This is a genomic window from Roseateles sp. (genome assembly GCF_039929605.1).
Classification (GTDB): Bacteria; Pseudomonadota; Gammaproteobacteria; order Burkholderiales; family Burkholderiaceae_C; genus Pelomonas.
In genome coordinates, this window is record NZ_JBDSQX010000059.1 from 1 (window position 1) to 19,754 (window position 19,754).

Below are 19,754 nucleotides of genomic sequence, written 5' to 3' on the forward strand. Positions count from 1 at the left end.
GCTGCTCGTGCGATACGAGAAACTCGATCGCAGCTTCCTCGCGCTCAACCACATCGCCGCAGCGATCATCGCGTTCCGCAAGGTGCCGCTGACAATAAACATTATTTACGGATAGGCTCTAAGTCCCGCAAGTGACACCGATCAGTGCCGGAAGTGGCGCACGCCGGTCAACACCATCGCGATGCCACGCTCGTTGGCGGCGTTGATGACCTCGTCATCGCGCATCGAGCCGCCCGGCTGGATGACACAGGTCGCGCCCGCGTCCGCCAGCACGTCCAGCCCGTCGCGGAACGGGAAGAAGGCGTCGCTGGCGACGGCCGAGCCGGTCAGCGTCAGGCCGGCGTGCCCGGCCTTGATGGAGGCGATGCGGGCCGAGTCCAGGCGGCTCATCTGGCCCGCACCGACACCTAGCGTCATGCCGCCGCCGCAGAAGACGATGGCATTGCTCTTCACGTACTGGGCCACGGTCCACGCGAACATCAGGTCGTCGAGCTGCTGGGCCGTGGGCTGCAGCGTCGTGACGATCTTGAGGTCTTCCTTCTTCAGGAAGTGGTTGTCGGACGTCTGCACCAGCAGGCCCGAGCCGACGCGCTTGCTGTCGCCAGCATTGCGGCCCTGGTCCCACGGGCGCGGGCCACCTAGCGGAAGGTCGATCTGCAGCAGGCGCACGTTGACCTTGCCCTTGAAGGCTTCGAGCGCCTCGGCGCTGAAGCTGGGCGCCATCAGCACCTCGACGAACTGCTTGGCGACGAGTTGGGCAGCGGCCCCGTCCACCTCGCGGTTGAAGGCAATGATGCCGCCGAAGGCGCTGGTGGGGTCGGTCTTGAAGGCCTTGCTGTAGGCCTCGGCCGGGTTGGCCGCCACGGCCACGCCGCAGGGGTTGGCGTGCTTGACGATGACGCAGGCGGCCACGTCAAAGCTCTTCACGCATTCCCAGGCCGCGTCGGCGTCAGCGATGTTGTTGTAGCTCAGCTCCTTGCCTTGCAATTGCTTGCCGGTGACGAGGGAGCCAGGCGCCGGGAACAGATCGCGGTAGAGCGCGGCGCTCTGGTGCGAGTTCTCGCCGTAGCGCAGGTCCTGCACCTTGACGAAGGTCGAGTTCATCTGCGCCGGGTACTCGGCCTTGGCGCCGTCTTCGGTCAGCGCAGACAGGTAGTTGCTGATGGCCGCGTCGTACTGGGCGATGCGGTTGAACGCGGCGACGCTGCAGGCAAAGCGCGTCTTGTCGCCGGTCCGGCCATTCGCCTTCAGCTCGTCCAACACGGCGGCGTACTGGGCGGCGTCGGTCAGCACCGTCACGTCACGCCAGTTCTTGGCCGCGCTGCGCACCATGGCCGGGCCGCCGATGTCGATGTTCTCGATGGCGTCTTCCAGCGTGCAGCCGGGCTTGGCCACGGTGGCCTCGAACGGGTAGAGGTTGACGGCCAGGATGTCGATGCGCGTGATGCCGTGCTGGGCCATCGCGGCCACATGCTCGGGCAGATCAGAGCGCGCCAGCAGGCCGCCGTGGATCTTGGGGTGCAGCGTCTTCACGCGGCCATCCATCATCTCGGGGAAGCCGGTGTGCTCGGCCACCTCGGTGACGGGCAGGCCGGCGTCAGCCAGCAGCTTGGCGGTGCCGCCGGTGGACAGCAGTTGGGTGCCCAGCGCGTGCAGCTCTTTGGCGAATTCGAGGATGCCGGTCTTGTCGGAGACCGAGAGCAGTGCAGTCAGTTGAGTCATGAAGGGCTTAATCAGTTGGGGTCGGAGCTTCTCGCTTCGCTCGAAGGTCCAACCCGCAAGGTTTTATAGATTGTGATCTGTCAGCTTGCGCCGCAACGTATTGCGGTTGATGCCCAGCCATTGCGCAGCCTTGCTCTGATTGCCGCCGGCTTCGCGCATGACGATCTCGATCAGCGGCTTTTCAACGAGCTTGACCAGCATCTCATGCATCGAATGCGGCTCCTGGCCGTCGAGGTCACGGAAGAAGGCTTCGAGGTTGTCGCGCACGCACGCGTCGATGGGATTGGGTGGGGTGTTCTTCTGGGCGCTCATTGCAGGGTCAGGCAGGTTCAGACAGCGCAGGCTTCGTCGGCTTGCGCGTCTTCGTCGATGGCCACCTCGGTAAGAGGCAGGCGGTGGTGGGTCTGGCCGAGGTGATCGAACCAGTCGCGGAGCGCCTGCAACTGCTCTTCGCAGCGCTCCAGGGTGTTCATGTGCTGGCGAAAGGCTTCTCCGCCGGGCAGGCCGCGCACGGCCCAGCCGATGTGCTTGCGCGCGGTGCGCACGCCGCTGCGCTCGCCGTACAGGCCGTAGTGGTCGTGCAGATGCTCGGTGAGCACGTCGCGCGCTTCGGTGACAGTGGGTGCGGCTAGGTGTTCGCCCGTCGCCAGAAAATGCGTCACCTCGCGAAAGATCCAGGGCCGGCCCTGCGCGGCGCGGCCGATCATCAGCGCGTCGGCGCCCGTGTAGGCCAGCACATCGCGGGCCTTCTCAGGCGTGTCGATGTCGCCATTGGCAACGACGGGGATGGTCAGCGCTGTCTTCACCGCCGCAATGGTGTCGTATTCGGCCAGGCCCTTGTAGCCCTGTTCGCGGGTGCGGCCGTGGATGGTCAGCATGGCGATGCCGGCGGCTTCGAAGATGCGCGCGAGCCGCAACGCATTGCGCTCATCGGCGCTCCAGCCAGTGCGCATCTTCAGCGTGACCGGCACGCCACGCGGCGCGCACACGGCCACGACCGCCTCGACGATTTCCAACGCCAGCGCCTCGTTGCGCATCAGCGCCGAGCCGGCCCACTTGTTGCAGACCTTCTTGGCCGGGCAGCCCATGTTGATGTCGATGATCTGCGCGCCGCGGTCGATGTTGTAGGCCGCCGCCTCGGCCATCATGGCCGCGTCGGTGCCGGCGATCTGCACGGCGATCGGGCCCGGCTCGCCGGCGTGGTCGGCGCGGCGCGAGGTCTTCAGGCTGCCCCACAGCTCCTTGCGCGATGTCACCATCTCGCTGACCGCATAGCCCGCGCCCAGGCGCCGGCACAACTGGCGGAACGGCCGGTCCGTGACCCCGGCCATCGGCGCGACGAACAGCGCGTTGGGTAAGAGGTGGGGGCCGATTTGCACGAAGGGGTCTGCTTAAAAATGAGGCGCGATTGTAGCCAGGGGCCCAACCCGACAATGCCGGCATGGAAGTCTGGCTCGGTCAACTCGTTCACAACCTGCTCGCTGCACTGGCCCTGCCCCAGATCGGGCTGGTCGCGGTCTTCGTCATCGCCTTCATCTCGGCGACGTTATTGCCGCTCGGATCGGAGCCCGCCGTCTACCTCGTGGTCAAGGCGGACCCGAGCATGTTCTGGGTGGTCATCCTCGTCGCCACCGTCGGCAACACGCTGGGCGGCGTGGTGTCGTGGTGGATGGGCTACGGCGTCGAGAAGGCCGTCGAGGCCGTGCAACACCACGAGCCCTCGCACTCACGCGCCGCGCAATGGCTGCAGCGCTTTGGCCCCAAGGCCTGTCTGCTGAGCTGGCTGCCCATCGTGGGCGACCCGCTGTGCGCCGTCGCCGGCTGGCTCAAGATGCCGTTCTGGCCCTGCGTGGGCTACATGGCCGTGGGCAAGTTCCTGCGCTTCCTCTTCTACACCGCCGCGTTGTTGTGGCTCGTTCCTGAAAGCTGGCTGCAGTGACGCTGCCCCTCGCCCAACCTGGCCGTGCTGAACGCCGGCCAGCCTGGTCGGTCCCCCGAGGGGACGGCGATGCTTGCCGGTTCGACCGGCAAGCACATCGCCATGGCGGGCCGGCTTGGGAGCGGCCCGGCGCTCGGCCCGAAATTTCCAACGCAACACTCGGTGGACGATTGACATGACCTCTTCCTATCAAGACCTGGCCACGCGCCAGCGGCGTCTGTACCGCCTCGCCCACCTGCAAGCCATTGCTCAGTGGGACCAGGCCGCCAACATGCCTGCCAACGGCAACGAGGCACGCAGCCTGGCGCTGGCCGAGATGGATGGCCTGATGCACCAGCTCGCCACCGACCCCGCGCTGGCCGCCCTGCTGGACGCCGCCGCCACCGAACCGCTGGACGACGCGCAGCGCGCCAACCTGCGCGAGATCCGCCGCGCCTGGCGCGCCGCCAACGCGCTGCCGCAAGCGCTGGTGGAGGCCAAGAGCCTGGCCAACAACCGCTGCGAGCACGCCTGGCGCACGCAGCGCCCAGCCAACGACTGGGCCGGCTTTGCGCCCAACCTGCGCGAGGTGCTGAAGATCGCCCGCCAGGAGGCCGAACTGCTGTCGCAGAGCGCGGGGCTGAGCCAGTACGACGCGCTGCTGGACCAGTACGAACCGGGCATGCGCTCGGCGGACATCGAACGCGCCTTCGCGCCGCTGCGCCAGTGGCTGCCGGGGCTGATCCGCGACGTCACCGCCAAGCAGTCGCACGAGACCGTCATCGAGCCCGTCGGCCCCTTCCCCACCGCCGCGCAGAAGGCCCTCGGCCTGGACGCGATGAAGCTGATGGGCTTCGACTTCGCCGCCGGCCGGCTGGACGAAAGCACCCACCCCTTCTGCGGCGGCGTGCCCGAGGACGTGCGCATGACCACGCGCTACCGCGAGGACAATTTCCTGCCCAGCCTGATGGGCACCATCCACGAGACCGGCCATGCGCGCTACGAGCAGGGCCTGCCGCGCGAGCTGCTCGGCCAGCCCATTGCCAGGGCGCGCTCCATGGGCATCCACGAGAGCCAGAGCCTGTCCTTCGAGATGCAGCTCGGCAGCCACCCGGCGTTCGCGGGCCTGCTGGCGCCGCTGCTCATCAAGCACTTCGGTCACCAGCCCGCCTTCGAGCCCGGCAATCTGCACAAGCTGCTGACGCGCGTGCAACCGGGATTCATCCGCGTCGATGCCGACGAGGTGACCTACCCCGCCCACATCCTGCTGCGCTTCGACATCGAGCGCGCGCTGATCGAGGGCCAGGCCGAGGTCGACGACATCCCCGCGCTGTGGGGCACCAAGATGGCCGAGCTGCTCAGCCTGGACACGCGCGGCAACTTCAAGGACGGCCCCATGCAGGACGTGCACTGGCCCGCCGGCCTGTTCGGCTACTTCCCCTGCTACACGCTGGGCGCGATGTATGCCGCGCAATGGTTCGCAACGATGCGTCGCCAGCAGCCGCAACTGGACGCGCAGATCGCGCAGGGCGAGCTGGGTGGCGTGTTCGACTGGCTCGGCACCAACGTCTGGCAGGCCGCCAGCCGCTGGGAGACGCCCGAGCTCGTGCAGCGAGCCAGTGGCGAGGCGCTGAACCCGGCGCACTTCGAGGCCCATCTGCGCGGCAGGTATCTGTGAGCCCCTCGCCCAGCCTCGCCCCGCCGGACACGGGTGAGCCGAGGGCAGAACGTGGTGGCTGCCAGCGTCAGGCTGGCCCTAAGCCATCGGCAAGGGGCTCCGGCTGCTCCAGCCGTGCTTCAACGAAGGCAGCGTTCGCTTGATGAGTTCGGCCGGCCTGACGACGAAAACCCCAGGGTCGCGGCCCAAATCCAACAAAAGGTGCCGAACTCGCGCCTGCCAAAGGCGGCCAAGCTCCTGCTTTTCAGCCTCCGAGCCCTTGCCTTCCACGCAACGCTCCAGCAACTGCTCAAGCACTGGCGAAGCTGGCAGGTGGGAAAGGTCTGCATGCGCCTCCACCACTTGGCGCGTGTCCATGCGGGTGAAGGTCATTGTCGTCAAGAGGTCTGGCGAGTAGCGGATAAGACCGACTCGACCGTAATGACGCTGCACCTCGCACGGCGAATCCTGTCAAAGACAGGGCAACGGCGGTCTGGTGGAATAGTTTGACGCTGAAGTAGTTCACGATTCAGCGTTGCTTCACCCCGGGCGGCCATCAAGCCTTGGGCGACAGAGGATGGGCCAATAGCGAATGGCAAAGAGCCCGAAGCCCGCTGACCACAGCACGGCGGACAACACCACAGCGTTCATCAACTGGGTTGGTGCCATCAGGGGAAGCGCAACCCGCACGAGTGCCGCAAGTGCCACGAGCACGTAGCAGGCTGTGTCGAAGCGGTCGGCGACGAGCGGACGTGCAGTGTGGCCTCGGCTCGTCCGGGTCATCATTCCGATGATGAGGCCTCCAATCGCACCGACTGTCAAAGCATGTGCAGAAAGGGAAGGTGTCACCAGGCCGATCGCCGCCGCTGCGCGCAGCAGCAGGTGAATGGGTACCCAGAGGTAGGCAAGATGAAGGACCCAGACCAACGGTGTTTTTCTGGACGTCCACGGGCGCCAAAGCAGCCACCGGACGGAATGCGCAAGGCTGGCGATGGCGAGGAGGACGGCTGCAGGCAAGCCCCCCAGGCCAACCTGGTCTGCGACCAAGACAGCGAGGACCAGACCCAACGCAGTGCGTTCCGTGCCCGGACGCTTCGTTGCGTCCGCACCCGGAACGCCGTTGTTCGTAAACATGGGAATCACTCGACCGCCCATGACGGCCAGGATGAAGAGGACGACGTCCAGCGCCAGCTGTATGCCTCTTGCCGAGAAGGAGGCTGCACCGCGCAGCTGTGACCAATGAACCGCCGCTGCGGCCCCGGCGACGAGTATCAACAAGCCAACGAAGAAGTAGTTCCGGCGGGCCCCGGACTTCCAGAAGGGAATTGCTAGCGCCACTGCAGCAGCAGCGGGGAAGGCGACATTGCAGACCGCTGCAGCCCAGGCGTAGGGCGTCAGCACCAGCACTCGGCTCGCAACCCAAAGAGCGCAGAGGCAGGCAAGGGGCAGGCCTGTCGGCGTAGGCATGTTCGACCAGTTCTTGCCTGCTGTGAACAGGAAGCCGACGATGACTGCGAGAGTGAATCCGAAGACCATCTCGTGTGCGTGCCACACGGGTCCAGCCAGGTAGGGATGCGGCAGGAGCCCGGAGAACTGCAGCGCCCACAACGGGATGGAGATTGCTGCGAAGACACTTGCAAGAAGGTAGAACGGTCGAAACCCCAGGTCGAAGAGGGCGAACCGCCTGGCTACTGTCGCCCGCGGCTCATGTATCTGAATAGGAGACATAACGTCGAATGCGTTGTTGAGCGTTCTTGACCCGCCATGCGACCGCAGCTCGGGGCCTTCGTAGGCGTATGAGGTTTGTTCTCGTTTCATCAAACTCTCCCAGCTTCGGTGACAACTGCCGGGCGACGGAACCGAAGGATGCTCGTGAGCGCGGCCCTGTTTTTCGTGATGTCGGCAAGCGTGTGGCGGTCGAGAACGGCGTAGAAGGCGTGCACCGCCTCCCTCAACACGCCCTTCAGCTGACAGCAACTGACGATGGCGCAGTCACTCGCTTCGTCCGAGAAGCATTCGGCGGGCATTGCAGCGCCCTCGGTATCACGAACGACTTTGCCGATGGAAATCTCCGTCGCCGGCATGGCCAATCGCATGCCGCCGCCCTTGCCTCTCACGGTGGCAATCCAGCCGTGCTTTCCCAGGAAGTGAACGACCTTGGTGAGGTGGTTCTCCGAAATGTCGAACGCCGTCGTGACCTCCATGATGGTCACGCGCCGCTCCGGCTCCGCGGCCAAGTAGATGAGCACACGGAGGCTGTAATCGGTAAAAGCGGTCAATTTCATAAGACAGAAAAGGAGGGCTCACACCCTCCCGCTTGATTAGCGCTTGGCCGTCGCAGCGCCGATGGGCACTGCAACCACACGGCCTTGCGGCCTCAGCAGTTTGTAGGCGTACACCGCAAGGAACACACTGCCTGCGGCGAAGACGATGTCACCGGGCACGCGCAGCCACACCAGGGTTTCCATGACCGGCGAGTGGACGATTTCGGGCGACCGGGCGTACCACAAACCCTTGCTCATGCTGGCCCAAGCCTGGTAGATGCCGGCCGGCAGCAGCGACATGAAGACCATCATGGCCAGACCGATGTTCAGGCTCCAGAAGGCCGGCTTCAGGTACTTGTCTGCGTGCAAGCTGCGGTCGTACAGCCCACGCAGGCAGAACAGCATCAGGCCGATACCCAGCATGCCGTAGACCCCGAAGAGTGCGGCGTGCCCGTGAGCGGCGGTCATGTTCAGACCTTGCACGTAGTACAGCGACGCCGGAGGGTTGATGGCGAAGCCGAGGAGGCCGGCACCCACCGTGTTCCAGAAGCCGACAGCCACGAACGACAGGATGACCCACTTGTAGGCACCCAGCCAGGCGACGTCCTTCGAGCGGCGATAGGTTTGCAGGGCTTCCAGACCGATGAGTGTCAGCGGCACCACTTCGAGGGCCGAGAACACCGAGCCGACGGCGATGACCGAGGTCGGGGTGCCAGTCCAATAGAGGTGGTGAAGCGTGCCGAGGATGCCACCGAAAAGGAACACGATGGTCTCTGCAATGATGGCCCGGTTTGCAGACGCAGCACGGATGAGGCCCAGGTTGGTGAAGATGAGGGCGACGACTGCGGTAGCGAAGACCTCGAAGAAGCCTTCCACCCACAGGTGCACCAGCCACCAGCGCCAGTACTCAATCATCGAGTAGTGCGTGTGCTGACCCCAGGTGAGCGAAGTGGCATAGAACCCGCCGATGCAGGTGGCCGAGAGGAAGACCATGGCAATCAGGCCGCGCGTTTCCGAGGGCTTGCGAAGCGCCGGCCAAAGGGCGCGGCCCAGCAGGAACACCCAGAGCAGCAGGCCAACGAACAGCAGCAGTTGCCAGACGCGACCCATGCTGGTGAATTCGAGGCCCTGGTTGCCCAGCCAGAAGCTGAAGTCGATACCGCGGTGTTGGAGCGTGCCAAGCCAGCCGGTGATGGTCGACCCCAGCACGACGAAGACCAGCGCATAGAAGAGCAGGTCTACGCCGAACTTTTGGAACTTCGGCTCCTTGCCCGACAGCAGTGGCGCCACGTACAGGCCTGTGGCGAGCCACGCGGTCGCAATCCAGAAAATTCCAACCTGGGTGTGGATGGTGCGACTGACCACATATGGCAGGACTTGCGCGAGTGGCATGCCAAAGAACGATTGGCCTTCCACCGCATAGTGGGCGGTGATGGCGCCCATGCCAATCTGCAGCAGCATCAGGCCGATGACGACGAAGAAATACTTCCTCGTAGCCTTCATGGAGGGTGTGGCCTTGGCTCCGAGCAGCGGGTCCACCGCGGGAAGCTGTGCCTCCTCTTCGTGCTTGTCACGGCCGTGCAGCCAAAGCATGGCAGCGATGCCAGCGAGCAGCAGAATGATGCTGACCATCGACCACATCGCCGCAGAGGTCGACATGACGTTGCCAACCAGGGGCTCATGCGGCCAGTTGCTCGTGTAGGAAAGATGGGTCTCGCCGGGCCGGTTGGTTGTAGCCGCCCACGAGGTCCAGAAGAAGAACGCTGCAAGCGCCTGACGTTGCGCCTTCTCAGGAAGCGCACCCTCAGTCATCGCATACTGCTCACGCAACTTGGCGAGGCCGGGCTCCGTACCGAACAAGCCTTCGAAGTGCTGTGCCACTTCACGGATGGCTTTGGCACGAGCGGGCGTTACTGTGATGGTGCCGGCTCCGTCATCGTAGGTGTTGCGCCTCATCTCCTCGCGCACCTGGGTGTCCAGAACCGCCAGGTCGGTCGCTGAAAGCGCCGCAGCGACGGGGGCTTGCTCCAGTGTGCGGAGCTGCTTCAGCGCCACCGCTTCGCGATGGAGCCAGTCAGCAGACCAGTCGGGTGCGACATAGCTTCCGTGGCCCCAGACCGTTCCCAGTTGCTGACCGCCGGCCGACAACCAAGCTTGTTGTCCGAGCTGAACTTGCTCGCCAGTAAAGAGAACTTCCCCGTCAGTTGTGACGACCGCCTTAGGAATCGGCGGCGCCGTCAGGTAAATCTGCCAGCCCAGGTAGCCCAGCGCTCCGAACGATAGAACGAAGATGAGCCCGAGCCAGCGCCAGAGTCTGTTGTTGTTTCTCATGACTGCTCCAGATGTGTTGTTGGTCCAGTTATTGGCCTCCGCAGGAGCCGCAGCACTGGCCATTGCCGTGGGCGCTAGCTGTTCGCGTGACGCGAACCCGCCAATCGTCAGGACCTTGCTCCAGGTACTCGGAGGTGAACTGACCCGGGAACTGACGGCCCATCTCCTGTATCAGGGGGCTCGGGTCGTGGTCGTTAATCACGTCCATTGCCTCTTCGACCTTCAGGTCGCGGAACATCAGGAAGACCGTCGGGTGTCGGTCCCGGGGACGGACCAGTCGAACATCGACCTTGGATGCAGATGCGATATCGGGCATGTGGACTCCTCTTTGGATAAGGTGCATTTGGAATGCATGAATCCTAGGAGTCGCTTCCAGAGCCTGATTTGACGTTTGTCAAGAACAGGGCGGATTGGTCGAGTGGCCGCTTACCGCGAGTCCCATTCACGCGCTAGCGCAGCCAAGCATGAAAAGCGCGGCGGCCGTGTGGGCCTCTGACATAGGTCAAGACTGGCTCGGCCGACGCTGCCGACGCTCGCAGCCATGGCCAAGAAATTTCCCATCGTTCCGGTGAACCCGCAACGCATTTGCTGGGGATGCGACCGCTACTGCGCCGCCGACGCGATGGCCTGTGGAAATGGCTCGGTCAGAACGCCTCACCCCAGCGAGCTGTTCGGCGAGGACTGGAATTCCTGGGGCCTGCCAGGGAACGACGCTGAAGCAGCAGCAACGGCTCCAGTTGCCCCCGCTCCCGAGACAGTGGAAGCGGCGACCGGGAACTCAGCTGCCTGCGAAGGCAATGCCTGAATCCGTGACCGTCAAGCTCGCGAGAGTGCGCCCATGCCGGGCGCACCAAAAAAAAGGGCCGCCCCAGCGGGGAGCGGCCCAAGTTCAGTCGAACGATCTCTCTTCCAAATCCACAGCGCTTCCCCGGCCCCCCGGCCTTCTCCGCGCGTGGCGCCCGTCATGTTGTTCTCTGTCGGGCTCGGCCGCTGCAACTCGTTCAGCGACCGTGAATGCATTCTGAGCACGTCGGGCCGCGCTGGCATCCCCGCAAGCCCAGGGGTAGCTAGCCCCGGCCGTGAACGGCGTCACAGCATCACGGCCAAACGTTCGAGGATCAGCACGGCGAAGAACCCCAGCCCGGCCACCACCGTCCATTTCAGGATGACCAGACCCATGCGCCGCCAGCGCGGCTGCCCGGTGGCGATGGAAAACGCAAAGCAGACGACGGCCGAGAACAGCAGCAGGCCGATGAGGAGGCGGGCGATGAGCATCAGTTGACAGCGTCTGTCGACTCAAAGTAGCGAGCATGGGTTCGCCGCAAAGTAGCCTCGTCGGCCGCACTCAAGAGAATCACCTCTCGTTCGTCGCCTGTGCGCAAGTGCACCAGCTCCAACGCAAGCCCCTCATCCTGAGCGCTTCGGCGCTGCTGATCGTCGAAGACCTTCATGGCGTGCAGCCGTCGACGTTCTGGATCGAAATCCATCAAATAGATCATGGTCATTCCTCTAGCTTCGGCAACAGCACCACGAGGCCATTCAGTGTCTGAGTGAAGTGTTCCCGATTCGGTTCGATGTGGGGACTGTCAGGAAGCGGGAACATTTTGATGCCAGCGGCCACCGCTTCGCCCCGCTCAATGCCGTCAACAGTCTCAGACAACCCATTCATCCATGCACGCAAGTCGGGCCTACCGGCACCGTACTTGAATTCAAGTCCGACCTTGTCAGCGACCAGCTCGCAGAGCTGTGCCCACAAATGCTCAAGCTCCGTTCGCACCTGAATCTCAACCCAGTGCCCGTCCTCGGCTTCGACACTCTGTCGATGAACTTGTCCTCGGCAAACCGCTGCGCGAGGCCATCCACGAGCGCGTTGAGCTCCTCGGTCCTGAACGACGACGCGGCAACCAGCGATGTCATGCATGGTCGACAACCGGGTGCTCTCGCGACGCAGCTTCGCACGGATCGTCGACTTCGCCTCGAGCGCAGTTGGACGATGCCCAAACTCCTCGCGCAACACTCGCTCCACCTCAGCACTTGCGGCCGCAAACTGGCGCCGGTAGTCGTCCAGCTGCCTTAGATCCGCTTCGACCACCGACTCCTCGCGCAACCTGTCCCCGAGTCGATTGATCTGCGTCGTACTCAGCGACACAGCCGTCTCACCACGCCGGCGCCAGCTCGGCAAACCCCTTGGGCGCCTCGTTCACGTCGTTGAAGTAGACGACCTCGTAGGCGTCCTCGTCCGCCAGCAGCGCGCGCAGCAGTTTGTTGTTCAGCGCGTGGCCGCCCTTGAAGGACGTGTACGCCGCCAGCAACGGCATGCCGGCGACCTGCATGTCGCCGATGGCGTCGAGGATCTTGTGCTTCACGAACTCGTCGTCGTAGCGCAGGCCACCGGCGTTCAGCACCTTGTAGTCGTCCACGACGATGGCGTTGTCCATGGAGCCGCCGAGCGTCAGGCCACGGGAGCGCATCAGGTCGATGTCGGACGTCATGCCGAAGGTGCGCGCGCGGGCGATCTCCTTCTTGTAGGTGCCTGAGCCCATGTCGAAGACGAAGCTGCTGCCCGTGGCCGCAACGGCCGGGTTGTCGAACTCGATCTCGAAGCTCAGCGTGTAGCCGTGGTGCGGCTCCAGCTTGGCCCACATCAGCTTCTTGCCCTCGCCGTGGCGCACCTCGACGGGCTTCTTGACCTTGAGGAAGCGCTTTGGGGCGTCCTGCATGGCGATGCCGGCGGACTGCAGCAGGAAGACGAAGCTGGCGGCCGAGCCGTCCAGCACGGGCACTTCGTCGGCGTTGATGTCGACGTAGAGGTTGTCCAGCCCGAGGCCGGCGCAGGCGGAGAGCAGGTGCTCGATGGTCTGCACCTTCGGCGCACCGGGGTCGCCGCCGGGGCTGATCGTGGTGGCCATGCGGGTGTCGCTGACCGAGGTGACGCTGACGGGGATGTCCACGGGCGGGCACAGGTCCACGCGGCGGAAGACGATGCCGGTGTCGGCGGGCGCAGGGCGCAGCGTCAGCTCGACCTTCTGGCCGCTGTGGATGCCCACGCCGACGGCGCGCGTGATCGACTTCAAAGTGCGTTGCTTGACCATGCCCGATTGTCCGGGATCAAGGGCTGGCCTTGCGCTCCACGGGCAATCTCAGGGACAGCCGTGTGCCGCCGCCCGGTGTCGAGTCGACGCGCAGCTTGCCGCCCAGGCGCTGGGCGCGCTTGATCTGGCTCTTCAGGCCGCGGCCGTGCTGGATGTTCTGCAGGTCGAAGCCGGCGCCGTCGTCCTCGACGCGGATCTCGACATAACTGCCGTGGTGGCGCGTGACCATGCGCACGCGGCTGGCGCCGGCATGCTTGAGCACGTTGTTCAGCGCCTCCTGCATCAGGCGCAGCACATGCAGCGCGTCGGGCGGCTCTAGCCAGGTCAGCATCGGCAGGTCCTGCACGTCCCACTCGAGCTTGAGGCCGCCGATCTGCAGGCGCTTGCCGAGGCGGTAGCGCATCGTCGCCAGCAGCGAGACGAGATCGTGGCCGATGGGCTCCAGCGAGTCGATGACGAGGCGCAGGTCGTCCACGCATTCGCGCAGCACCTCCACGCATTGCTCGTGCGACATGCTGCCCTGCTCCATCGCCACCAGCGCCGACAGCAGCGAGGAGCCCAGGCCGTCGTGCATGTCGGCCATGATCCGCTGGCGCTCCAGCAGCAAGGCCTGCTGGCGCTCCACCTCACGCAGCTGGGCGTTCTGCGCCTGCAGCACCGTGACCTGCTCATCCAGGTCTTCCTGCAACTGGCTGTTCTCTGCCTGCACCTGCTCGACGGTGCCGACATAGCGCCGCTGCACGGCGTGCAGGAAGCTCAGCATGACGGCCAGCGTGGCAAACGGCATCCAGAAGAAGTGCTCCGGCCAGGCCCAGCCGGCCAGCACGGCTAGATCATGCCCGCCGATGAGGACGCCGATAACGAGGGCCAGCGCCATCAGGCGCAGCTCGGCGTGGCGCTCTCGCCAAGCCAGCCAGCACAGCCAGGCCGTGCCGACAGAGGCAACACCGGCCGTCACCGCGTACTGCAGCACAACCATGTCGAGCTGGCGCAGCCACAGCGGCATGCTGACGACGCTGACGATGACGACCGCCGCCACCAGCGCCTGCTCCAGCCGCCGCGAGCGCCGGGTCGCAAAGCGCAGCGCGAACAGCAGCGCCGTCGCCATGGCCCAGGCCATGGAGGCATGCGTGGCCCACCAGAACCAGTCCTGCCCCACCGTGGAGACTGGCAGGCTGACGTAGTAGTGCAGATTGCGCACCACCCAGGCGGCGCAGGCGAGTGCAAAGAGGGCGTAGATGGCCTCATCGGGCCGGCGCAGCCACAGCGTCAGCGCGAACAGGCCGAGCACGGCCAGCGTCAGGCTCACGGCTTGCGGCAGCCCGGTCTGCATGCGCACGCGCCACAGCCAGCGCTTCTCCAGCACGTCGCGCGGGCCGACCCAGATGCGCGCGACCGCGTGGTAGCTGTCCGCCGGCACCGGCAGCGCGACGACCAGTTCCAGCCCCTGCGCGCCGCTGCCCGGCAGCGGCAGCCAGATGGGCTGCACCCATTGCTCGCGCTCGGCGTACTGGTTGTCCAGCAGCAGTCGCCAGCCGCCGTCGGTGCGCGCGAGCACGGCCGCCGACAGCGTCACCAGCCGGGGCAGGTAGAGCGCCTGAGCCTCGTCGACACCGGCCGGCACACGCACCCGGTACCAGCGCATCTCGTAGCCACGCGCGTCGCTGACCAGGGTGGCGCCAGGGCGGGAACGCGCGTCGGGCATGGTCAGCGGCTGCCACGCGGTGGGCAGATCGGGCGGCAACAGGTCGGGCGGCAGGTCGAGGCGCTCGTCGGCGGACACCGCCTGGCGGCGCAGCGCGGCCCACCACGCTTCGAGCTGCTCGCGGCTCCAGGCGGTGGTGGCGATTTCGGTGGGCGCGGCCACGTCGGCGGCATGGCGCGGGCTCGGCTGGGGCAGGCGCTGGGCCAAAGCGGGCAGGCAGCAGCCCAGGGCCAGCCACAGCAGCCAACCCCGAAACAAGCCCCGCAAGCCGTGCAGCTCAGTCATTCCCGTCATTTCTAGGCATTGACATGGGCCGCGAGCATGCCACAGGGGCTGGCCAGCAGCAGCCCACCCAACGGGCCTCAGCCGCCGCCGGTCGGCAGACTCTTGCGGGCGGCCTTGCGCAGCTCGCTCGACAGGCCCGTGTCGCCCACCGCGCGCGACAGCAGCAGCGAGCCGACCAGGGTGGACAGCATGGCCAGCGCCTGTTCGCGGCGCGCCGCTTCGTCGACGCCGGGCATCTGGCTCTGCAGCGTCTTCGCGAAGCTGTCGACTTCTTCGGCAAACACCGCCTTCACCGCCGCTGTGCCGCGCGCGGCGTCACCGGCAAGCGCCACCAGCGCGCAGCCCACGCCGAGGCGGTCGCGATGGGCGTCAGACAGATAGGCCTTGACCCAGCCCTGCAGGCTGCGGTCGGTCTGCACTTTCCACTGCTCACGGTTGACCTGCAGCGCACGTTGAGTGGCCTGGGCCGCCAGGTCGTCCTTGGACTCGAAGTGGCCATAGAAGCCGCCGCGCGTCAGGCCGGCGGCCTGCATCAGGTCGTTCAGGCCGATGCCGTCGAAGCCGCGCTCGCGGAAGAGCTGGGCAGCGTTGTCGAGGATGCGTTCGCGGTTTTCTTCGGCCTGGGCGCGGGTGACCTTCATCGCGGTCTCCTGAGTTTGCGGAGGGACTTGACGGATTTTATATGTTGATCGACATTTATATCAATCATGTCGATCGACATGAATAAGTCATATTTCAAAGGAACACCCCATGAAGCTCAAGAACGCCGTCGTCTTCATCACTGGCGCCAACCGTGGCCTGGGCCGCGCCTTTGCCGAAGCCGCGTTGGCCGCCGGCGCCGCCAAGGTGTATGCCGCCGCGCGGGACCCGGCCAGCGTCGACCTGCCTGGCGTCGTGCCGATTGCGCTGGACGTGACCGACCCCGCCCAGGTGGCCGCTGCGGCCACGCGGTGCGGCGACGTGACGCTGCTGATCAACAACGCCGGTGTGTCGCAAGCCGCCACCGTGCTTGCCGACGACGCTATCGACACAGCCCGCCGCCAATTCGAGACCAACTTCTTCGGCGTCTGGGCCCTCACCCAGGCCTTCGCCCCGGCGCTGCAGGCCAACGGCGGCGGCGCAGTATTGAACGTGCTGTCGGTGCTGAGCTGGCTGACGGTGCCGGGCCTCACGCCCTACAGCGCCAGCAAGTCGGCGGCCTGGGCGCTGAGCAACGGCCTGCGCGGCGAGCTGAAGGCGCAGGGCACACAGGTCACCAGCCTGCACGTCGGCTACATGGACACCGACATGACGCGCGGCCTGGACACGCCCAAGTCAGCCCCGGCCGACGTGGCTCGGCTGGCGCTCGAGGGCATCGAGGCCGGCGCCTTCGAGGTGCTGGCCGACGACATCAGCCGCCAGGTCAAGCAGAGCCTGTCCACCGCCACGCCGGCCTACGCCGGCTGAACCTCGCGGAGATCGCCATGGTCGAGTCCCCCGTTCTTGCAGCGCCGTTCGCGGCCCATGCCGACGGCCATCTGGCTGCGGCCCGCCATGCCTTCTCCGCGCCCGAGCGTGTCGCGCTGAGTGCCGCCGAGAAGGCCGCCCTCGCTGGCGCCGCCGAACCGCCGCTGCGCCATGAGTGCCTCAAGCTCGCGCGCTGGACGCTGGGTGCCGGGCCGCGCGTCGTGCTCGTGCATGGCTGGAACAGCCGCAGCTCGCACCTGCTCGGGTTCGTGCCGCCGTTGCTCGAAGCGGGCTTCTCGGTGACCCTCTTCGACCTGCCCGGCCATGGCGACTCCGGCGGGCATGCGTCCAGCGTCGTGCATGCCGCACGCGCGCTGCGCACGGTCATGGCGGCGCTGGGCGACCTCCACGCTGTCATCGGCCACTCGATGGGCTCGGCAGCGGCGCTGCTGGCCTTTGCTCATGGCGTGCAAGTGAAGCGCAGCGTGCACCTGGCCGGGCCGTCGTCACTGACGCCCATGGTCAAGGGCATCGCCAAGGCTCAAGGCTTGGGGCCGGCGGATGCAGCCGCGTTCGCAGGCTGGGTGGAGCGCTTCATCGGCACGCGCCTCGGCAGCGTCGACCTGGAGCGGTTGCAACACGGCCTGCGCCATCCCGGTCTCATCGTCCACGACCCCGAGGATCGAACCGTGCCGTTCGCGGCGTCGCAGGCGCTTCACGCCGCCTGGCCCGGCTCTCGCTTCGAACCCATCTCCGGCCTTGGCCACCGTCGCATGCTGGCAGACGCCGATGTCATCGCCCGCAGCGTTGCCTTCATCGGCGAAGGAGCCCTTCAATGACCGCAGTACCCCGCCCCTGGCTGCTGACGCTGGCCGCGCTGTCGGCGCTGGGCACTTTGTCCACCAACATCCTGCTGCCGTCGCTGCCCGTCATCGCGCAGTCGCTCGGCGTCGACGAAGCCCGGCTGGCGGCAGCGGTGCTGGGCGTCTTCCTGGCGGTGTTCGCGCTGGCCCAGCTCGCGGTCGGGCCGCTGTCGGACCGCATCGGCCGCCGGCCCGTCGTGCTCGGCGGCCTGGCCGTGTTCGTGGCCGGCAGCCTCGTCGGCGCTTTGGCCAGCACGCTGCCGCTGCTGCTGGTGAGTCGCGTGCTGCAAGCCGTTGGCGTCGCTGCGGCTTCGGTGCTGGCGCGAGCTGCCGCGCGAGACCGCTTCGAAGGCCCGCAGCTGGCAGCGCTGCTCGGCCGCATCATGGTCGTCATGGCGGCGGCGCCGGGCTTCTCACCGCTGCTCGGCGGGCTCGTGCAGGCCGCCAGGGGATGGCGGGCGTTGTTCGCCGCCCTGGTGCTGGCCGGCCTCGCATTGGCGGCCGCCTATGCGCGCATCGTCGGCGAGACGCTGCCCGCCGAACGCCGCCGTCATCAGCCCGTGAGCGCGCTGGCGCGAGGCTATGTCACGCTGCTGGGCGACGCACGATTCATGCGCCCGGCGCTCGCAACGGCAGCCATCCTCGGCGCGCTGTTCGCCTTCTTCGGCACGGCGCCGCTGGTGCTGACACGCAGCTTTGGGTTCTCGGCACTGCAGGTGGGCCTGTTCTTTGCGGCGACGGTCTTCGTCGTCTTCGCGGCCGGGCAGACTGCCCCGCGCTGGACGGCACGCTGGGGTGCTCCTACGGTGCTCCGCCTGGGCGCGGCGCTGGCTGCGGCCGGCGGTCTGGCGATGCTGGCGAGCCCTGCCCTTGGCCTCATCGGCTTCGCTGCGGCCGGCTGCGTCTTCTTGTTCGGCATGGGCCTGGTGTCGCCCACCGGCACGGCGCTGGCACTGACACCATTTGCCTCACAGGCGGGTCAGGCTTCGGCGCTGCTGGGCTTCCTGCAGATGGCCGCTGCCGCGCTGCTGACGACGACCGCCGCAACGCTGCCGGGTGCGCGCGTGGATGCGTTAGCGCTGGTGCTGGCCGGCGGCGGACTGCTGGCGCTGCTGGCGGGCTCCGCGAAGCCAGGCGCCACCGTCGCTCGCGCATCCTGAAAGCAAAAAGGGCGGGCCTTGCGGCTCGCCCTTTTTTAGGAAGCGAAGATTGCTCAGTCGGCTTGCTTGCGCAGGAAGGCCGGGATCTCGATCTCGTCCATGCCGTTGGACGACAGCGCCTCGACCTTGGCGGCCGCGCTGCCCGAACGGCCATGGCGCCAGACGCTCGGCACGTTGGCATTCGCAAAGTCACCCAGACCCAGGCCGACATTGGCGTGCTGCCCCGTCGACGTGGTGGACTGGCCGACAGCAACCGCCTGCGTCAGCACCGGCATGGCCACACCGTCGGTGCCGTTGCGCACGACCTGCTGGGTCTGCACCACCTGCAGCGGCGCCTGCTGGCGGGCGCGGCCAGCCGTCAGGCCCGTGGCGATGACGGTCACGCGCAGCGAGTCACCCAGGCTTTCGTCGTAGGCCGTGCCGTAGATGATGTGGGCTTCTTCCGAGGCGTAGCGCTTGATGGCGTTCATCGCGTTGCGCGACTCGCTCAGCTTGAAGTTGGCGCGGCTCGCGGCGATCAGCACCAGCACACCACGTGCGCCGGAGAGGTCGATGCCTTCCAACAGCGGGCAGGCCACTGCGGCTTCGGCCGCCTTGCTGGCGCGGTCCGGGCCGCCGGCCTGTGCCGTGCCCATCATGGCCTTGCCGGGCTCGCTCATCACGGTCTTGACGTCTTCGAAGTCGACGTTGACGAGGCCGGGGATGTGAATGATGTCGGAAATGCCGCCAACGGCGTTCTTCAGCACGTCATTGGCGTGCGCGAAGGCCTGGTCCTGCGTGACGTCGTCGCCCAGCACGTCGAGCAGCTTGTCGTTCAGCACGACGATCAGCGAGTCGACATTGGCTTCGAGTTCGGCCAGGCCGGCGTCGGCCGCCTTGGCGCGCCGGCCACCTTCGAATTCGAAAGGTTTGGTGACGACGCCGACAGTCAGGATGCCCATTTCCTTGGCAACCCGCGCAATCACCGGCGCCGCGCCCGTGCCGGTACCACCGCCCATACCGGCGGTGATGAACAGCATATTGGCGCCCGAAATGGCTTCGCGGATGCGGGATTCGGCCTCCTCGGCGGCGGAGCGGCCCATTTCGGGTTTCGCGCCAGCGCCCAGGCCGGAGGTGCCGAGTTGCAGCAATTGATCCGCGCGGGAGCGGTTCAAGGCCTGCGCATCAGTATTGGCGCAGATGAATTCAACGCCTTGCACGCCCTGGGCGATCATGTGGTCAACCGCGTTACCGCCGCCACCACCGACCCCGATCACCTTGATTTGGGTGCCTTGGTCAAACTGTTCGATCATCTCGATGGGCATATCAAAT

General features: G+C 66.3%; 21 protein-coding genes and 1 pseudogene. 7 read left to right on the forward strand and 15 right to left on the reverse strand.

Annotated elements, in window-relative coordinates:
* A pseudogene (locus ABIS05_RS08170) lies at nt 1–115 on the forward strand (IS5/IS1182 family transposase); the annotation flags it as partial.
* A 26-nt stretch (nt 116–141) separates the two neighbouring features.
* Here the strand turns inward: ABIS05_RS08170 and purH are convergent.
* The 3 genes from purH to dusB form a co-directional block, all read right to left on the reverse strand.
* Complete coding sequence (gene purH, locus ABIS05_RS08175) at nt 142–1,722, reverse strand: bifunctional phosphoribosylaminoimidazolecarboxamide formyltransferase/IMP cyclohydrolase (protein WP_348014472.1); 1,581 nt, start codon at nt 1,720–1,722, stop codon at nt 142–144.
* A 63-nt stretch (nt 1,723–1,785) separates the two neighbouring features.
* Nucleotides 1,786–2,034, reverse strand: a complete 249-nt coding sequence (locus ABIS05_RS08180) for a helix-turn-helix domain-containing protein (RefSeq protein ID WP_348014473.1) — start codon at nt 2,032–2,034, stop codon at nt 1,786–1,788.
* 17 nt (nt 2,035–2,051) lie between these two features.
* Complete coding sequence (gene dusB, locus ABIS05_RS08185; protein ID WP_348014474.1) at nt 2,052–3,101, reverse strand: tRNA dihydrouridine synthase DusB; 1,050 nt, start codon at nt 3,099–3,101, stop codon at nt 2,052–2,054.
* Between the two features lie 62 nt (nt 3,102–3,163).
* On the opposite strand from dusB, the gene ABIS05_RS08190 reads away from it, so the two are divergent.
* The gene (locus tag ABIS05_RS08190) at nt 3,164–3,661 is read left to right on the forward strand and encodes a YqaA family protein (protein ID WP_348014475.1); all 498 of its coding nucleotides are present in this window, start codon (nt 3,164–3,166) and stop codon (nt 3,659–3,661) included.
* Between the two features lie 175 nt (nt 3,662–3,836).
* On the forward strand, nt 3,837–5,318 hold the full coding sequence (locus ABIS05_RS08195; RefSeq protein WP_348014476.1) for a carboxypeptidase M32: 1,482 nt from the start codon (nt 3,837–3,839) through the stop codon (nt 5,316–5,318).
* A 78-nt stretch (nt 5,319–5,396) separates the two neighbouring features.
* Here the strand turns inward: ABIS05_RS08195 and ABIS05_RS08200 are convergent, their stop codons facing one another.
* The 5 genes from ABIS05_RS08200 to ABIS05_RS08220 all read right to left on the reverse strand — a co-directional run bounded on the left by ABIS05_RS08200 (nt 5,397) and on the right by ABIS05_RS08220 (nt 10,208).
* Nucleotides 5,397–5,690, reverse strand: a complete 294-nt coding sequence (locus tag ABIS05_RS08200; RefSeq protein WP_348014477.1) for a hypothetical protein — start codon at nt 5,688–5,690, stop codon at nt 5,397–5,399.
* 147 nt (nt 5,691–5,837) lie between these two features.
* Nucleotides 5,838–7,115 (reverse strand): NnrS family protein, encoded by a 1,278-nt coding sequence (locus ABIS05_RS08205; RefSeq protein WP_407074917.1) that lies wholly within the window; start codon nt 7,113–7,115, stop codon nt 5,838–5,840.
* The gene (locus ABIS05_RS08210) at nt 7,115–7,582 is read right to left on the reverse strand and encodes an Rrf2 family transcriptional regulator (RefSeq protein WP_348014478.1); all 468 of its coding nucleotides are present in this window, start codon (nt 7,580–7,582) and stop codon (nt 7,115–7,117) included. Before ABIS05_RS08210 ends, ABIS05_RS08205 begins: the two co-directional genes overlap by 1 nt.
* A 36-nt stretch (nt 7,583–7,618) precedes the next feature.
* Entirely contained in the window at nt 7,619–9,892 is a 2,274-nt protein-coding gene (locus ABIS05_RS08215) for a nitric-oxide reductase large subunit (protein ID WP_348014479.1), read from the reverse strand.
* 28 nt (nt 9,893–9,920) lie between these two features.
* Nucleotides 9,921–10,208 (reverse strand): DUF2249 domain-containing protein, encoded by a 288-nt coding sequence (locus tag ABIS05_RS08220; RefSeq protein ID WP_348014480.1) that lies wholly within the window; start codon nt 10,206–10,208, stop codon nt 9,921–9,923.
* Nucleotides 10,209–10,433: 225 nt separating this feature from the next.
* Between ABIS05_RS08220 and ABIS05_RS08225 the strand changes: the two genes are divergently transcribed.
* Nucleotides 10,434–10,697, forward strand: coding sequence for a DUF3079 domain-containing protein (locus ABIS05_RS08225; RefSeq protein ID WP_348014481.1), 264 nt, complete (start codon nt 10,434–10,436; stop codon nt 10,695–10,697).
* 284 nt (nt 10,698–10,981) lie between these two features.
* Here the strand turns inward: ABIS05_RS08225 and ABIS05_RS08230 are convergent, their stop codons facing one another.
* From ABIS05_RS08230 to ABIS05_RS08255, 6 genes are all read right to left on the reverse strand, one after another.
* Nucleotides 10,982–11,167 (reverse strand): hypothetical protein, encoded by a 186-nt coding sequence (locus ABIS05_RS08230; protein ID WP_348014482.1) that lies wholly within the window; start codon nt 11,165–11,167, stop codon nt 10,982–10,984.
* Nucleotides 11,167–11,391 carry a hypothetical protein gene (locus tag ABIS05_RS08235; RefSeq protein ID WP_348014483.1) on the reverse strand — a complete coding sequence of 75 codons (225 nt, stop codon included), beginning with the start codon at nt 11,389–11,391 and terminating at the stop codon, nt 11,167–11,169. Before ABIS05_RS08235 ends, ABIS05_RS08230 begins: the two co-directional genes overlap by 1 nt.
* Nucleotides 11,392–11,393: 2 nt before the next feature.
* The gene (locus ABIS05_RS08240) at nt 11,394–12,041 is read right to left on the reverse strand and encodes a hypothetical protein (RefSeq protein ID WP_348014484.1); all 648 of its coding nucleotides are present in this window, start codon (nt 12,039–12,041) and stop codon (nt 11,394–11,396) included.
* Nucleotides 12,042–12,048: 7 nt separating this feature from the next.
* Nucleotides 12,049–12,984, reverse strand: coding sequence for a UDP-3-O-acyl-N-acetylglucosamine deacetylase (gene lpxC / locus ABIS05_RS08245; protein WP_348014485.1), 936 nt, complete (start codon nt 12,982–12,984; stop codon nt 12,049–12,051).
* Nucleotides 12,985–13,000: 16 nt separating this feature from the next.
* Nucleotides 13,001–14,974: an ATP-binding protein gene (locus tag ABIS05_RS08250; protein ID WP_348014486.1), complete on the reverse strand. Its 1,974-nt coding sequence runs from the start codon at nt 14,972–14,974 to the stop codon at nt 13,001–13,003.
* A gap of 77 nt (nt 14,975–15,051) precedes the next feature.
* Entirely contained in the window at nt 15,052–15,615 is a 564-nt protein-coding gene (locus ABIS05_RS08255) for a TetR family transcriptional regulator (protein WP_348014487.1), read from the reverse strand.
* A 109-nt stretch (nt 15,616–15,724) separates the two neighbouring features.
* Here ABIS05_RS08255 and ABIS05_RS08260 point away from each other — a divergent pair, with 109 nt between their 5' ends.
* The 3 genes from ABIS05_RS08260 to ABIS05_RS08270 are packed head-to-tail and all read left to right on the forward strand — an operon-like array spanning nt 15,725 to nt 18,443.
* A complete protein-coding gene (locus tag ABIS05_RS08260) occupies nt 15,725–16,420 on the forward strand; it encodes an SDR family oxidoreductase (RefSeq protein WP_348014488.1) in 696 nt (231 codons plus the stop codon).
* Nucleotides 16,421–16,437: 17 nt separating this feature from the next.
* A complete protein-coding gene (locus tag ABIS05_RS08265; RefSeq protein WP_348014489.1) occupies nt 16,438–17,259 on the forward strand; it encodes an alpha/beta fold hydrolase in 822 nt (273 codons plus the stop codon).
* Nucleotides 17,256–18,443: a Bcr/CflA family efflux MFS transporter gene (locus ABIS05_RS08270; protein WP_348014490.1), complete on the forward strand. Its 1,188-nt coding sequence runs from the start codon at nt 17,256–17,258 to the stop codon at nt 18,441–18,443. The genes ABIS05_RS08265 and ABIS05_RS08270 overlap by 4 nt, the downstream gene beginning before the upstream one ends.
* 53 nt (nt 18,444–18,496) lie before the next feature.
* Here ABIS05_RS08270 and ftsZ read toward each other — a convergent pair whose 3' ends face one another.
* Nucleotides 18,497–19,747 (reverse strand): cell division protein FtsZ, encoded by a 1,251-nt coding sequence (gene ftsZ, locus ABIS05_RS08275; RefSeq protein ID WP_348014491.1) that lies wholly within the window; start codon nt 19,745–19,747, stop codon nt 18,497–18,499.
* Nucleotides 19,748–19,754: the final 7 nt, after the last annotated feature.

Bases quoted from the DNA above. Each gene is read 5' to 3' on its own strand.
- ABIS05_RS08205 (WP_407074917.1), bottom strand. From the start codon at position 7,115: ATGAAACGAGAACAAACCTCATACGCCTACGAAGGCCCCGAGCTGCGG.
- ABIS05_RS08215 (WP_348014479.1), bottom strand. From the start codon at position 9,892: ATGAGAAACAACAACAGACTCTGGCGCTGGCTCGGGCTCATCTTCGTT.
- lpxC (WP_348014485.1), bottom strand. From the start codon at position 12,984: ATGGTCAAGCAACGCACTTTGAAGTCGATCACGCGCGCCGTCGGCGTG.
- ABIS05_RS08265 (WP_348014489.1), top strand. From the start codon at position 16,438: ATGGTCGAGTCCCCCGTTCTTGCAGCGCCGTTCGCGGCCCATGCCGAC.
- ABIS05_RS08195 (WP_348014476.1), top strand. From the start codon at position 3,837: ATGACCTCTTCCTATCAAGACCTGGCCACGCGCCAGCGGCGTCTGTAC.
- ABIS05_RS08260 (WP_348014488.1), top strand. From the start codon at position 15,725: ATGAAGCTCAAGAACGCCGTCGTCTTCATCACTGGCGCCAACCGTGGC.
- purH (WP_348014472.1), bottom strand. From the start codon at position 1,722: ATGACTCAACTGACTGCACTGCTCTCGGTCTCCGACAAGACCGGCATC.
- ABIS05_RS08255 (WP_348014487.1), bottom strand. From the start codon at position 15,615: ATGAAGGTCACCCGCGCCCAGGCCGAAGAAAACCGCGAACGCATCCTC.
- ABIS05_RS08190 (WP_348014475.1), top strand. From the start codon at position 3,164: ATGGAAGTCTGGCTCGGTCAACTCGTTCACAACCTGCTCGCTGCACTG.
- ABIS05_RS08225 (WP_348014481.1), top strand. From the start codon at position 10,434: ATGGCCAAGAAATTTCCCATCGTTCCGGTGAACCCGCAACGCATTTGC.
- ABIS05_RS08220 (WP_348014480.1), bottom strand. From the start codon at position 10,208: ATGCCCGATATCGCATCTGCATCCAAGGTCGATGTTCGACTGGTCCGT.
- ABIS05_RS08270 (WP_348014490.1), top strand. From the start codon at position 17,256: ATGACCGCAGTACCCCGCCCCTGGCTGCTGACGCTGGCCGCGCTGTCG.
- ABIS05_RS08250 (WP_348014486.1), bottom strand. From the start codon at position 14,974: ATGACTGAGCTGCACGGCTTGCGGGGCTTGTTTCGGGGTTGGCTGCTG.
- ABIS05_RS08230 (WP_348014482.1), bottom strand. From the start codon at position 11,167: ATGCTCATCGCCCGCCTCCTCATCGGCCTGCTGCTGTTCTCGGCCGTC.
- ABIS05_RS08235 (WP_348014483.1), bottom strand. From the start codon at position 11,391: ATGATCTATTTGATGGATTTCGATCCAGAACGTCGACGGCTGCACGCC.
- ftsZ (WP_348014491.1), bottom strand. From the start codon at position 19,747: ATGCCCATCGAGATGATCGAACAGTTTGACCAAGGCACCCAAATCAAG.
- ABIS05_RS08210 (WP_348014478.1), bottom strand. From the start codon at position 7,582: ATGAAATTGACCGCTTTTACCGATTACAGCCTCCGTGTGCTCATCTAC.
- ABIS05_RS08200 (WP_348014477.1), bottom strand. From the start codon at position 5,690: ATGACCTTCACCCGCATGGACACGCGCCAAGTGGTGGAGGCGCATGCA.
- ABIS05_RS08180 (WP_348014473.1), bottom strand. From the start codon at position 2,034: ATGAGCGCCCAGAAGAACACCCCACCCAATCCCATCGACGCGTGCGTG.